The sequence below is a fragment of the Lichenicola cladoniae genome, from assembly GCF_013201075.1.
Classification (GTDB): domain Bacteria; phylum Pseudomonadota; class Alphaproteobacteria; order Acetobacterales; family Acetobacteraceae; genus Lichenicola; species Lichenicola cladoniae.
On sequence record NZ_CP053708.1, the window covers coordinates 532,546 to 545,677 of the forward strand.

The 13,132-nt window shown below is 64.2% G+C and carries 13 protein-coding genes; 6 read left to right on the forward strand and 7 right to left on the reverse strand.

The window, feature by feature from the left end; translation table 11 throughout:
- Window positions 1-31: 31 nt before the first annotated feature.
- Window positions 32-223: a Flp family type IVb pilin gene (locus tag HN018_RS02270; protein ID WP_171836758.1), complete on the reverse strand. Its 192-nt coding sequence runs from the start codon at window positions 221-223 to the stop codon at window positions 32-34.
- A 236-nt stretch (window positions 224-459) separates the two neighbouring features.
- Between HN018_RS02270 and HN018_RS02275 the strand changes: the two genes are divergently transcribed.
- Window positions 460-1,794 (forward strand): glycosyltransferase family 87 protein, encoded by a 1,335-nt coding sequence (locus tag HN018_RS02275; RefSeq protein ID WP_171836759.1) that lies wholly within the window; start codon window positions 460-462, stop codon window positions 1,792-1,794.
- Here the strand turns inward: HN018_RS02275 and HN018_RS02280 are convergent.
- Window positions 1,784-2,410, reverse strand: a complete 627-nt coding sequence (locus tag HN018_RS02280) for a transglycosylase SLT domain-containing protein (RefSeq protein ID WP_171836760.1) — start codon at window positions 2,408-2,410, stop codon at window positions 1,784-1,786. The genes HN018_RS02275 and HN018_RS02280 overlap by 11 nt on opposite strands.
- 262 nt (window positions 2,411-2,672) lie before the next feature.
- Between HN018_RS02280 and HN018_RS02285 the strand changes: the two genes are divergently transcribed.
- On the forward strand, window positions 2,673-3,017 hold the full coding sequence (locus HN018_RS02285; protein WP_171836761.1) for a hypothetical protein: 345 nt from the start codon (window positions 2,673-2,675) through the stop codon (window positions 3,015-3,017).
- Window positions 3,018-3,254: 237 nt separating this feature from the next.
- Here HN018_RS02285 and HN018_RS02290 read toward each other — a convergent pair whose 3' ends face one another.
- From HN018_RS02290 to ccmA, 3 genes are all read right to left on the reverse strand, one after another.
- Window positions 3,255-3,686, reverse strand: coding sequence for a CBS domain-containing protein (locus tag HN018_RS02290; RefSeq protein WP_171836762.1), 432 nt, complete (start codon window positions 3,684-3,686; stop codon window positions 3,255-3,257).
- Window positions 3,687-3,819: 133 nt separating this feature from the next.
- The gene (ccmB, locus tag HN018_RS02295) at window positions 3,820-4,488 is read right to left on the reverse strand and encodes a heme exporter protein CcmB (RefSeq protein ID WP_171836834.1); all 669 of its coding nucleotides are present in this window, start codon (window positions 4,486-4,488) and stop codon (window positions 3,820-3,822) included.
- A 14-nt stretch (window positions 4,489-4,502) separates the two neighbouring features.
- Window positions 4,503-5,180, reverse strand: a complete 678-nt coding sequence (gene ccmA, locus HN018_RS02300; protein ID WP_408886779.1) for a heme ABC exporter ATP-binding protein CcmA — start codon at window positions 5,178-5,180, stop codon at window positions 4,503-4,505.
- Between the two features lie 115 nt (window positions 5,181-5,295).
- Here ccmA and acnA point away from each other — a divergent pair, with 115 nt between their 5' ends.
- The 3 genes from acnA to HN018_RS02315 all read left to right on the forward strand — a co-directional run bounded on the left by acnA (window position 5,296) and on the right by HN018_RS02315 (window position 10,347).
- Entirely contained in the window at window positions 5,296-7,989 is a 2,694-nt protein-coding gene (acnA, locus tag HN018_RS02305) for an aconitate hydratase AcnA (protein ID WP_171836764.1), read from the forward strand.
- A gap of 118 nt (window positions 7,990-8,107) precedes the next feature.
- Window positions 8,108-8,851 (forward strand): amino acid ABC transporter ATP-binding protein, encoded by a 744-nt coding sequence (locus tag HN018_RS02310; protein WP_204259640.1) that lies wholly within the window; start codon window positions 8,108-8,110, stop codon window positions 8,849-8,851.
- 29 nt (window positions 8,852-8,880) lie between these two features.
- The gene (locus HN018_RS02315; protein ID WP_171836835.1) at window positions 8,881-10,347 is read left to right on the forward strand and encodes an ABC transporter substrate-binding protein/permease; all 1,467 of its coding nucleotides are present in this window, start codon (window positions 8,881-8,883) and stop codon (window positions 10,345-10,347) included.
- A gap of 94 nt (window positions 10,348-10,441) precedes the next feature.
- On the opposite strand, the gene HN018_RS02320 is transcribed toward HN018_RS02315, so the two are convergent.
- Window positions 10,442-10,891, reverse strand: coding sequence for a MarR family winged helix-turn-helix transcriptional regulator (locus HN018_RS02320; RefSeq protein ID WP_171836765.1), 450 nt, complete (start codon window positions 10,889-10,891; stop codon window positions 10,442-10,444).
- 169 nt (window positions 10,892-11,060) lie between these two features.
- On the opposite strand from HN018_RS02320, the gene HN018_RS02325 reads away from it, so the two are divergent.
- The gene (locus HN018_RS02325; protein WP_171836766.1) at window positions 11,061-11,486 is read left to right on the forward strand and encodes an organic hydroperoxide resistance protein; all 426 of its coding nucleotides are present in this window, start codon (window positions 11,061-11,063) and stop codon (window positions 11,484-11,486) included.
- Between the two features lie 54 nt (window positions 11,487-11,540).
- On the opposite strand, the gene HN018_RS02330 is transcribed toward HN018_RS02325, so the two are convergent.
- Window positions 11,541-13,004, reverse strand: coding sequence for a flippase (locus HN018_RS02330; RefSeq protein ID WP_171836767.1), 1,464 nt, complete (start codon window positions 13,002-13,004; stop codon window positions 11,541-11,543).
- Window positions 13,005-13,132 lie beyond the last annotated feature (128 nt).

The window sequence follows — 13,132 nt, forward strand, 5'->3', positions numbered from 1 at the left end:
CGGCTGCCCGACCACCTGCCATCGCGTGTATTTAGCCGGTGACCGCTGCGGTGCCGAGGGTTGTACCGATGCTAGTGAAGACACCAGAGAGTTTGCTACCGAATGTACCGACGGCGGCGACAAGGACAACGGAGATGAGGCCCGCGATGAGTGCATACTCGAGAGCCGTCACCGCGCGCTGGTCATGCTTCAGGCTCCAGTAAGTTTTCAGGTATTCGATCATGTGGGATTGCCCTGCTATTAACGTCAGTAGGTGAGAGCCGGATGGCAATTCGGCTTCTACTCCAAGACTTTCTATCTCTCAATGACATTCGTTTAACGCAATGGATTATTTGAAAAACATTGCAGATAAGCATCAAACATAATTTAGCCGGCTCCTACCTTCTAGTAAAAGACACATCTCATAGGGAAATATCATTTTAGACACATGCGGGTAACTATCTTATCAATAGCCGGCCGATGTATTGTATCGATAACAAAACGGCCTACAATCTTATTATGGATTTGAGTGCTGCGGGCGTTCGATTGGAGCAGCAGGGGGAGCAGTCGGAGCCGCCGCTCAGCCCTGTCCAGGATCTGGACGGATGGTCCGTCTCCAGTCGTCCGGTCCGGTACCTATACTTTACCGTCGTGACTCTCTGCGCGCTCCTGACGCTCTTGGGCGTGCTCAGCTGTCGCACCCAGCCGTACGAAGCCAACGACTTTTTCGCCTTTAATTCCTTCTCGCACTTCATTCGGCAGCATCCGCCGATGCTGATCTATGACCAGGATCTACTACGTCGGTTTCAGGATCTGCCTCACAACAAGGTGTTCCCGTTCCTGTACCATCCGGGCATGATGCTGCTGTTGTGGCCGCTGGCGTATCTTCCGTTTGATGTTGGCTACGTGCTCTGGATCGGCCTCGGCCTCGTTGCCTGCTGCGTCGCCATTGCAGGCTCTCGAGACGGGTGGCCACTCGCGCTGCTTGTCGTCGTTGCGCCGTCGACGTTATGGACGGCGTTCGTAGGCCAGAGCACCCTTCTCCTGGCGGCACTGCTGATCGGCGGTCTGTCCTTGTCGCCGCGTCGTCCGCTGCTGGCCGGCCTTTTGATCGGGCTTGCTACGTACAAGCCGCAACTCGGGCTTCTTGTGCCGGTGGCTCTGGTCGCAGCCGGGCAATGGCGAACCATGTCGGCCGCATGCGCAACCGCGCTGTGTGTTATTCTGCTCAGCACACTGGCATTCGGAATGCCGGTGTGGCTGGCTTGGTTTCATCATCTTTCTTCGATCATCGATATGCGCTCCTCTCAGGTTACGATCTGGGCACCGGCCCAGGCAACGGTGGCATCTAACCTGATGACGGCAGGTGTTGGCTGGCGTCTCGCCAACATTGCGCAAGTCGCTACTTGCCTCTTTAGTGTGCTCAGCGTTTGGTATTGCTTCCGACGACCGACCCAGGACCATAGCAGAAATAGCAGTGTCCGGCTCGAGGTTGCGGCCCTCAGTGCCGCTACCTTTTTGGCTGCTCCGTATGCTTTTACCTACGATTTGCCCCTGTTTACCGGTGCCGTACTTCTGTTCGTTGACGAGCGCCGCCGCGCAGATGGCACTTTTATGTTTCGAGAGGTGCTTGCGATCATCGCGAGCATGATGGTGCCCTGCTTCATCCTGTCCAACTGGCTGCATAGCTGCAGCAGCCTCGTGATAATGGTCATGCTCTGTACGATTCTGCACCGGATCTGGGATTTGCGACGCGAGCAGAAGCAGCGCACCGGGCTGGCTTATCTGCCGCTGCCGGCTCTGTTCAGGGCGTAATGATCCTCGGTAAGACGTGCGCACCGCCGCGCGCCGGTTTCGCAGTCGAACCGCCCATGCCGGGACCCCAGACCGCGATATCGAACGAAGATGAGACCCTGTGGACGCTGTAGGAGTCAGGTTCTGGCAGCCGGGCAGAGCCGTTCAGGCTGGAGCCGCCCCCCTCCCAGGCATTCATCACCAGATGCAGGTACGACTGACCGAGGTTCGGATCGGCGGAGTGGTAGAGCGCGACCGCCCGGCTCCAGTCGCCGGTGCGTTCGTGCAGCCGGCTCAGGATGCCTGCCGCTGCCTGGGCGTTGAGGTCACTGTCGAACGCGTCCTGCCACTGCTGGAACACGTCCTCATGATAAAGCAGGTCTATCTGGAAACAGCCAAGATCGATCATCCGCTTCCCGGAGGCGAGCAGGCCTTGCGCATAGAACTCGGCTTCCTCGGCGCTATCGAAGCGGCGGCCGGGCTCGGTATCGTTGCCGTTGACGCTCCAACTCCAGCTGCCGCTTTCCACCCTGCCGATCGCCGTCAGTAAACCGGACGGAATTCCATTGCGCAGTTCGGCCGAGCGTGCGGCGTCAAGGCAGTCCGACGCCCGTGCAGTTGAGATGAAGGGCAACATGATCACCGCAATGCGCGACCACGACGTTGTCCGCCTCTGGCGTAGCCGTGCTTGCGATAGGCGGGCAGAGCGCCGCGTCGTTGAGTGCGCTGTGTCCAAGGTGTGCTTTCGTCCCGGTCCAGAACTTCCGTAGTCGGTCGCCGCGAGAGGTGCTTCAATCCCACTACTTCGACAATGCGAAACGCGCAAACCTTGCTCATGAGGCTTGCGTTGCGTCAGGATCGATACGAATAAGAAAGATTATGATGTTACGGACGATGCGATGAGCTTCAAGGCAAACACCGCGGTGCGGCTGCGTGCGACCAGCGAGTTGCTGCTTATCGACGTTATCGATGACGAGACCGCAACTGCGTTTTGCCGGCGGTTCGGAGTTGGTGGTCCCGAAGGTGCCGCGCAGCCGTTTCCGCTCGATAGTCTCCGGGAAAACGTAGTGCGCTCGCGCGGACCATCGGAACAAGTCTCAAAAATGTCGCTGATTAGCCTGTTGCGATGCCGAATCGGCTTGCATCATTGGCAAAAGAAATCGTTTCACAGCCGCCCACTGCTTGGCGATATCAATGGCCTGGTGTGCACGCGTTGCGGCGAGATCCGCCTGACGGACCTCTGAAACACGGCGGCAGGCTCAGTAGACGCTCGTATTCCCACGCTCTTTTCAGACCAGGCTTTATCGAGCCAGCTACCCAATTGTTACAGCTATAGGTCAGGTGATTTGGCGGAAGGGACAAGTTCGCGGGAAACCAAGCCCCTCTGGCTCATCGCAGCCGCCCGAACCGTGCCGGCTTGAGGGCAAGGGCGACTGTCGGACCCTGATAATCAGGACGCGGCTCCCGGGAGCCGCTCCAATTCAGCCATGCATGCGCGAGATGTCGAGCAGGATCGCGGCTTCGAGTTCTTTCTCCTCGAGCCGGTGACGGACCAGGTCGCGGATGCTGATCATGCCCTTGAGGCTGGTCCCGTCCATCACTGGCATGTGCCGGATATGGCGCTGGGTCATCATCGCCATCACCTGATCGAGGCGGTCTTCGGCGCGGCAGGTCACCACCGGCGAGGTCATCGACGTCTGCACCGCCCGGTCGAGCGCCACATGTCCGTCGCGCGCCAGCACCTTGACCAGGTCGCGCTCGGAAAAGATGCCGACGACCGTGCCGCGGTCGGCGATCACCACCGCACCGATCCGGCGCTCGGCCATCAGGGCGACCGCCGCCGAGACCGCCTGCTCCGGCCTCAGGGTGGCGACGTCATGTCCCTTGGTCTTCAGGATCGTCTCGATCAGCATGGGTCGCTATCCTCTGTTGCACTATCGACGTGGGCACGCCGGCCCGGCTTGCACGACTGTATCGGCTCTACGCCCGATGAAGTTGGCGGCAAATCCTTAACCTTTTGTTTAGGATTTGCCGGGAGCAGAGGGCTCATTCCACCGCCATCCTGAGGGCGGCACCGGCGGCCAGCGGACAGAGCGGGATGGCGACGGCAAGGAACGCCCCGAGCAGCAGCAGGTCCGGATGCCAGTCCAGCCCGACCTGCGCCGCATCGACGGCGGCGGCCCCGAAAATCAGCGCCGGCGTGGCCAGCGGCAGCACCAGCAGCGGCAGCAGCACGCTGCTGCGCCGGGCGCCGCAAACGATCGCCGCCGCCATGCCGCCGATCAGAGAGAGCACGGCCGTGCCGAGCAGCAGGCCGGCGAGCAGAACCGGGATCGCATCGGCGGGCAGGCCCAGCATGACCGCCAGCGGGCCCGCGGCCAGCAGCAGCGGCAGCCCGGTGCTCAGCCAGTGGGCGCAGATCTTGGCGAACGCGACCGCCGGGGCGGGGAGGCCGCACAGCATCAGTTGATCGAGAGACCCGTCATCGAGTTCGGCGCCGAACAGCCGGTCGAGCGGCAGCAGCGCCGCCAGCAGCGCGCATACCCAGATGATCCCGGGGGCCATCCGGCGCAGCAGGTCGGGGGACGGCCCAAGCGCCAGCGGGAACAGCGCACCGGCAAGCAGGAAGAACAGCACCGCCGCGAGCGTGTCCGAGGCATGGCGCAGCGACAGCAGCAGGTCCCGCCCCAGGATCAGCCGGAACCGGGCGAGCATGCCGGCCCGCTCGCTCACGCCGCCAGATCCAGCACGGCTGCGTCCGGCAGCGGCAGGCCGACATGGGTGGTGGCAATGACCATGCCGCCAGCATCCCGGTGCCGGGCCAGCACGACGCCCAGCCGCACCAGCGCCGCGCTATCGAGCCCGAGCGAGGGCTCGTCCAGCAGCCAGAGCGGCACGTCGGCGAGCAGCACCCGCGCCAGGGCGGCGCGGCGTCGCTGGCCGGCGGACAGCAGGCGCACCGGCAGGGCGGCCAGCTCCTCGAGCCCGAAGGCAGCCAGCGCCGCGACCGTATCGCCGCCGCCGGTCCGGGCGGTGAGATGCAGGTTCTCTCGCAGGCTGAGGCCGGGCTTCAGCGCGTCCTGGTGGCCGAGATAGGCAAGCCGGCCCGCATGCTCGGTGGGGGCGTCGCGTGTATCGATGCCGTCCCACTCGATCCGCCCGGCAGCCAGCGGGCAGAGGCCGGCCAGCGCGCGCAGGAGGGTCGATTTGCCGGCGCCGTTCGGGCCGGTCAGCAGCAGGGCTCCGCCGCGGCCGAGCTCCAGTTCCACGCCGTCCAGCACCAGCCGGTCGGACCGCAGCACGACCAGGCCGACGGCACGCAGGGTGGCCTCGGAGGCAGGTGTCATGTGCAGGCCTCTTGGGTGCCGGTGCGTGGCTGCGCTTGTTTCGGCGGCTCGTGTCGGTATGTTCTAGCCCCATTGGGAATTCAAGCTGTCCGCCCGTATGCCTCGGCGCCGTTCGATCGGTCGTCCGCACTGCCGGCCGACGCTGTGGACGCAGACGATCTCGGGGTAGAACAACATGAAGTCGGTCGGCCAGGATAATCTCGGAACCCGCAAGACGCTCGATGTCGAGGGCAAGACCTACCATTATTTCTCGATCCCGGAGGCCGCCAAACAAATCGGCGACGTCAGCCGCCTGCCGGTGAGCCTCAAGGTGCTGCTCGAGAACGTGCTGCGGTTCGAGGATAACCGCTCCTACAAGATCGAGGACGCGAGGTCGGTCGCCGGCTGGCTCGAGACCGGCCAGAGCGTGCGCGAGGTGCCGTTCAAGCCGGCCCGCATCCTGATGCAGGACTTCACCGGCGTCCCGGGCGTGGTCGACCTCGCCGCCATGCGCGACGGCATCACCCTGCTGAACGGCGACCCGCAGAAGGTAAACCCGCTGGTCCCGGTCGATCTGGTGATCGACCATTCGGTGATGGTGGACGTGTCCGGCACCCCGGACGCGCTGCAGCGCAACGTCGAGATCGAGTTCGAGCGCAACGGCGAGCGCTATGCGTTCCTGCGCTGGGGCCAGGAAGCGTTCGAGAACTTCTCCGTGGTGCCGCCCGGTGCGGGCATCTGCCACCAGGTGAACCTCGAATACATCGCCCAGGCGGTCTGGACCGCGACGATCGGCGACGAGACCTTCGCCTACCCGGACACGCTGTACGGCACCGACAGCCACACCACGATGGTCAACGGCATGGGCGTGCTCGGCTGGGGCGTCGGCGGCATCGAGGCCGAGGCCGCCATGCTCGGCCAGCCGATCGCCATGCTCATCCCGGACGTGATCGGCTTCAAGCTGACCGGCCGCATGCCCGAGGGCGCCACCGCCACCGACCTCGTGCTGACCGTCACCCAGATGCTCCGCAAGAAGGGCGTGGTCGGCAAGTTCGTCGAGTTCTACGGCCCGGCGCTGGACACCCTGCCGGTCGCGGATCGCGCCACCATCGGCAACATGGCGCCGGAATACGGCGCCACCTGCGGCTTCTTCCCGGTCGATGCGCTGACATTGGAATACCTGCATCAGACCGGCCGCGACGAGCATCGCATCAAGCTGGTCGAGGCCTACCTCAAGGCACAAGGCATGTTCCGCGAGAGCGACACGCCGGACCCGGTGTTCACCGATACGCTCGAGCTGGACCTGTCGACCGTCGAGCCGTCGCTGGCCGGCCCGAAGCGTCCGCAGGATCGCGTCGTGCTGAAGAACGCGGCGACCTCATTCAACACCGAGATGACCAAGAGCCTCGGCGTTCCCGCCAACGACGTCGACAAGAAGATCGCCGTCGCCGGCACCAACTACGAGATCGGCCATGGCGACGTGGTGATCGCCGCCATCACCTCGTGCACCAACACCTCCAACCCGGCAGTGCTGATCGCGGCCGGCCTGGTAGCGCGCAAGGCACGTGCGCTCGGCCTGACGCCGAAGCCCTGGGTCAAGACCTCGCTGGCGCCCGGTTCGCAGGTGGTCACCGAATATCTCGACAAGGCCGGCCTGTCCGAGGATCTCGACGCGCTCGGCTTCAACACGGTCGGCTATGGCTGCACCACCTGCATCGGCAACTCGGGTCCGATCGCCGACAACCTCGTCGACGCGATCGAGAACAACCAGCTGGTCGCGGTGTCGGTGCTGTCCGGCAACCGCAACTTCGAGGGCCGCATCAGCCCGAACGTGCGCGCCAACTACCTGGCGAGCCCGCCGCTGGTGGTCGCCTACTCGATCCTGGGCACGATCCGCGAGGACATCACCACGGTACCGCTCGGCACCTCCAGCGAGGGCAAGCCGGTCTATCTCAAGGACATCTGGCCGACCAACAAGGAGATCGCCGACCTGATGGCGACCTCGATCAATCGCCAGCAGTTCATCGAGCGCTATGCCCTGGTCAGCAAGGGCACGCCGGAATGGCAGGCGCTGCAGGTCGCGACCGGGTCCGAGACCTTCAAGTGGGACTCCGGCTCCACCTACGTGCAGAACCCGCCCTATTTCGAGGGCATCACCATGGAGCCGGTCGACAAGGGCGACATCCTCGGTGCCCGCGTGCTGGCGCTGCTCGGCGACAACATCACCACCGACCACATCTCGCCGGCCGGTTCGATCAAGAAAAGCTCGCCGGCGGGTGCATACCTCTCCGAGCATCAGGTCGCGCAAAAGGACTTCAACTCGTACGGGTCGCGTCGCGGCAACCACGAGGTCATGATGCGCGGCACCTTCGCCAACATCCGCATCAAGAACGAGATGGTGCCGGGCGTCGAAGGCGGCATCTCCAAGCACTACCCGGACGGCGAGCAGGGCGCGATCTACGATGTCGCCGAGCGCTACAAGGCCGAGGGCGTACCGCTGATCGTGTTCGGCGGCAAGGAATACGGCATGGGCTCGTCGCGCGACTGGGCGGCGAAGGGCACCGTGCTGCTCGGCATCCGCGCCGTGGTGGCCGAGACCTTCGAGCGCATCCATCGCTCGAACCTGGTCGGCATGGGCGTGCTGCCGCTGCTGTTCAACGAGGGCACCACGCGCGAAACGCTGGAGCTGGTCGGTGACGAGCTCATCGACATCGTCGGCCTCGACAAGCTGAGCCCGCGCATGACGCTGACGCTAGCGATCACCCGCGCCGATGGCTCCAAGCTGGATGTGCCGGTGATCTGCCGCGTCGATACGGTCGACGAGGTCGAATACTACCGTCACGGCGGTATCCTGCAGTACGTGCTGCGCGGGATGGCGAAGGCTGCCTGACGCAACAACCGCACCTCGTCCCCATGGAACGCCTGCACTGAGCGTTTTTCCTATCGATCGTGTTTCGAACGCCGGCCCGGGATCTCCCGGGTCGGCGTTCGGCGTTCCGGAACCGGTCGTGCTGGTGCGCGACCTGCGCAAGAGCTTCGACGGACAGGTGGTGCTGGACGGGATCTCGCTCGAGGTCGGGAGCGGCGAACTGGTCTCGATCATCGGACCGTCCGGGTGCGGCAAATCGACGCTGCTGCGGTGCCTCAACTTCCTGGAGGTGCCGGATTCCGGCGAGGTCCGGCTGGCGGGGCACGGGTTGTCGCGGAATGGCGGAAGCTGGCGCCGTGCGGACGAGGCGGCGGCGCACGGACTGCGCTCGCAGGTCGGCATGGTGTTCCAGAGCTTCAACCTGTTTCCGCACCGGACCGTGCTGGACAATTTGATGCTGGCACCGCGCGCGGTGAAGCGGACCGACCGCGTCGTGCTGGAACGAGATGCGCGGGCCCTGCTGGACAAGGTGGGGCTCGGATCGGTGGCGGGGCGCTACCCGGCGACCCTGTCGGGCGGCCAGCAGCAGCGGGCGGCGATCGCGCGAGCGCTGGCGATGGCCCCGCGGGTGATGCTGTACGACGAGCCGACCTCGGCGCTCGATCCGGAACTGGCCGAGGAGGTGCTGGGGGTGATGCGGACGCTGGATGCCGAGGGAATGACGCAGCTGGTGGTGACGCACGAGATGCGGTTCGCGCGCGCGGCATCCGACCGGATCGTGTTCATGGAGGCAGGCCGGATCGTCGAGATCGCGGAACCGGACGTTCTGTTCTCGTCGCCATCCGATCCCCGCACCCGGCGGTTCCTGAGGCAGTTCCTGTGAGGCTCCTGCACGCGGCGGCCCTGCTGTTCATGGTCAGCATGTCCGGTATGGCGTCTGCCGAGCCGCTGCGCTGGGCATCCGACAGCCAGTCGGGCGCGCCCTTCGTGTTCCACGACCCCGCCGACCAGTCGAAGCTGACCGGTTTCGAAACCGACCTGATCCAGGCTCTGGCAAAACAGATCGGGCGAGAGCAGGTGTTCGTGCAGAACGACTGGGACGGGTTGATTCCCGGCCTGCAGCGCGGGCTATACGACGTGGTGATCGACGGAATCGAAATCACGCCCGAGCATCGCGCCGCGGTGGATTTCTCGACGCCGTACTACCGCACCTTTGAGCAGATCGCGGTGCGCAAGGATGCGGTCGGGCTCGACAGCGTCGATGCATTGCGCGGGCATGTGGTGGGCACGCTTAAGGACACGCTGAGCCAGCGCCTGCTGGAAAAAGCTGGTGGTATCTCGCTGCGCTCCTACACCGACGAGACCAACGCTTATTCCGACCTGGTCAACGGGCGCCTGGATGCGGTGATGCTGGATGCGCCGATCGCGCTGTACTACGCCGTCCCGGACCCGAGGCTGAAGCTGGTCGGCGCGCCGATCGGCGGACTATCCTACGGGATCGCGCTGGCCAAGGGGCGCGACGTCCTGCGCGCGCAACTCGATGCCGGGCTGGAGGCGATGCGCAGGGATGGCGAGCTGCGCCGGATCCTGGCGCGCTGGAACATGTGGACGCCGGAAATGGCTTCCTTTACCGGCGACACCACCACCGAGGCGATCGCGCCGACCGCGTGGCAGCACTGGCTGCTGGCGACCCGCCCGGCCGCGACCTGGCGGGACCGGCTGGCGCGCTATGCCAGCTTCCTGCCGCTGATCGGCCGCGCCGCACTGATGACGGTGGCGGTCTCGGCCTGCGCGATGGTGCTGGCCGTGGCGTGGGGCCTGGTCCTGGCGCTGGCCCGGCGATACGGGCGCTGGCCGTTCCGGATGGCGGCGACCGGCTACATCGAGATCGTTCGCGGCACGCCGCTGCTGATCCAGATCCTGTTCATCTTCTACGGGCTGCCATCGGTCGGGATCAGGCTCGATCCGTTCGTGGCCGGGGTGGTGGCACTCGGTCTGAACTACGCTGCCTACGAGGCCGAGAATTACCGCGCCGGGCTGCAGTCGGTGCCGCATGGACAGATGGAAGCGGCGCTGGCGCTGAACATGACGCAGTTCCAGGCGGTACGGCATGTGGTGGTGCCGCAGGCGTTCCGGTTCGTGGTGCCGGTGATGACCAACGATTTCATCTCGCTCCTGAAAGACTCATCCCTGGTCAGCGTGATTACCCTGACCGAGCTGACCCAGGCGTATGTCCGCCTGTCGACGACCTACTACGATTACTTCGGCACGGGCCTGTTGATCGGTTGTGCGTATCTGCTGCTGGGCCTGCCATTCGTGCGGCTGGCGCGCATGGCGGAACGACGGCTTTCGGTCGGGGTCGCTCAGGCCAGGCGATAGGTCGATACAGGACGGTGGACGCGGGTGTCGTTCCACCGGCGGCACCGATGACCTGATCTTGTTCGCCATGAGCGGACCGGGTTGCACGATGGACTTAGGGGCCTGCCTCCGCTCGGCTCAAGGCGCTGCGCAGGCGGGTAATTTCGCGGGTCAGGCGCATCAGGTTCTCGACGTCGGTCAGGCCGGTGGCTTCCTGCACGCAGCCGGGAACGGACGCCGCCTTCTCCTGCAGCGCACGGCCATTTTCGGTGAGGAGGATACGAACCTGTCGTTCGTCGGCGGTATCACGCTCCCGGCGCAGCAATCCCGCCGCTTCCATGCGCTTCAGCAGCGGTGTCAGGGTGCTGGATTCGAGAAAGAGCGCGGCGCTGAGCGTGCCAACAGTGCACCCGTCCGCCTCCCACAGCACGATCATCACGAGGTATTGCGGATAGGTCAGCCCCAGCGCGTCGAGCAGCGGCTTATAGACTCGGGTAAAGGCATGTCCGGCCGAGTAGATGGCGAAACAGAGTTGCTGGTCGATCCTCAGGGTCCTGTCCGTCATCAAGGTATCCTCCCGGACCTCATTTTATACCGTGCCGCGTTCAATCGTGCGCGACTGATTGCATCGCAGCCATGTGCCAAATAAGGTCGCCAGCGAAAATATCGTGCGCGATAGATCTTCATGCCGACTACAGGAACGACGCATTGTGCCGGCGAACAAGGAGAAGACCATGTCTGTGAATGTCATCTACCAGACCACTGCCCATGCGACGGGCGGCCGTGATGGCCAGGCCGCGACCGAGGATGGCACGTTCAACGTCAAGCTGAGCACCCCCAAGGAGATGGGCGGCGCCGGCGGCACCGGAAACAATCCAGAGCAGCTGTTCGCGGCCGGCTACTCCGCCTGCTTCATCGGCGCGATGAAATTCGTGTCGTCGCAGGGTGGTCCGAAGGTCCCGGCCAACGCGAAGGTCACCACCACCGTCGGGATCGGCGCACGGTCGGAAGGCGGCTTCGGCCTTGAGATCGCGCTTGCGGTTTCCCTACCCGGCCTCGACCATGCCGAGGCCGAGACACTGGTGCACAAGGCGCACGAGGTCTGCCCGTATTCGAATGCGACACGCGGCAACATCGATGTGAAGCTCAGCGTCGTCTGAAGACCTGCCGGCAGCGAGACAAACTCGCTGCCGGCATCGATCCAGGCGGCCCGATTACCGGCTCCGGAGCAGTTTCCGCCCGATACGCTGGCTGGTCGTACGCAGGGTCGGGTCAAGCACATAGGTCATGACGGCGAACATGAGCCCGACAATCGCTGCCGCGATGGCAGCAGTCGCGATCGACATCGGGACGAGCAGGGCGACGATGAGCGAAGCCAGCATGAGCACGATGCCTGGGACCAGCATAAGGGTTTCGCGCCCGACGGCGCCGCTCAGGACGAACAGCAGGATACAGTTGATGCTGACCCGCAACGTCCACGCCAGGGCGGCTCCGGGCAGGCCAAAGCGTTCGATCGCCAACCAGAGCACGGCAAAGAACGGAATGACCTCGAACAGTCCGACCGTTGCAGTGATATGCGGGCGACCCCGCGCCTGCAGGAAAGAATAGGGCAGGAACGCAACGCCGTTCGTCCAGGCGCCGAACATCAGTATCTGGGCGACCGCCTGGGATGTCGCCTGGAAATGCGGTCCGATCCAGATCCGCAGGAACGCTCCGGAAAACAGGATCGCCGGTCCGCACACCATGCCGAAGCCATAGGCGAGAGAGCGTGTCGCACGCTGCATGCTGTCCAGGGCCTCCACGTGGCTCAGGCGGGACAGGCGCGGGAACAGCGTTCGCGAAAGTGCGGTGGCGACAACCTGTGTCCGCATCGCCAGCGTCATCGGCACCGAATATCCCGCGACCGCGGCAACGCCGAGCGTCGCTCCGACGATCAACTGGTTGGACGTGTCCAGGATCGGGTTGAGCAGGCTCGAGATGCTGACCCAGGAGCCGTAGCCGAACAGCTTCCGCAGCCATGTCATGTCGAAATCGAGCAGACGCAGCGGCCATTCGAGCCGGATGACGATGCCGTAGGTGAGCACCACCACCACAAGCCGGGTGATCAGCGTCGCAGGAATGACCACATCGAGGCGCGGTCCGATGACGTAGCAGCAGATCAGCGGCAGCACCTGGCCGGCCATCGCTCCGAACGAGCCGAGGGTGTTCGAGAGCAGAAACTTCTCGCGTGATTCGAGAGCGCCGGTGGTAATGCCGGCAAGCATGCCGAGCGGAAGCATCGCAGCCATCCAGGGAAATGCCTGCCTGGTCTCCGGGAGAAGATCTCCGGGTATTTTTACCAGATGCAGCAACACCAGATAGCCGATGCCGTACATGACGACCCCGGCAACGAGTCCCAGGCAAAGATTGCAGTAGAACGCGGTCATCAACACCGGAGACCGTTCGCGCGGTGTCGCATGCCCCAGCTTTGCCAGGGCGTTCGCCGTCGCCCGGGACAGCCCGAAATCGAGAAATCCGAAATAGCCGAGCAGCACCCAGCTTATGGTGACGACGCCGTATCGTGCCAGGCCGATCTGCTGGATGTAGAAAGGAACCGTCCCGAGAGAGACGATGATCGGCAGCAGGGCCCCCACTATATTGTATAGAAAATTCCTGGAGAAGGTCGTCCTGCTGCTCACACGTCAGTTCCTCGGCCTCGATCGATCTAGCTATCGATTTTCACCGATTCCAGCAATCTATCCCTGTCCGGCGTAACGTTCTGGTGGCACGTCATTGGCGATGAACCGGGTGGTTTGTGTATGAGAGT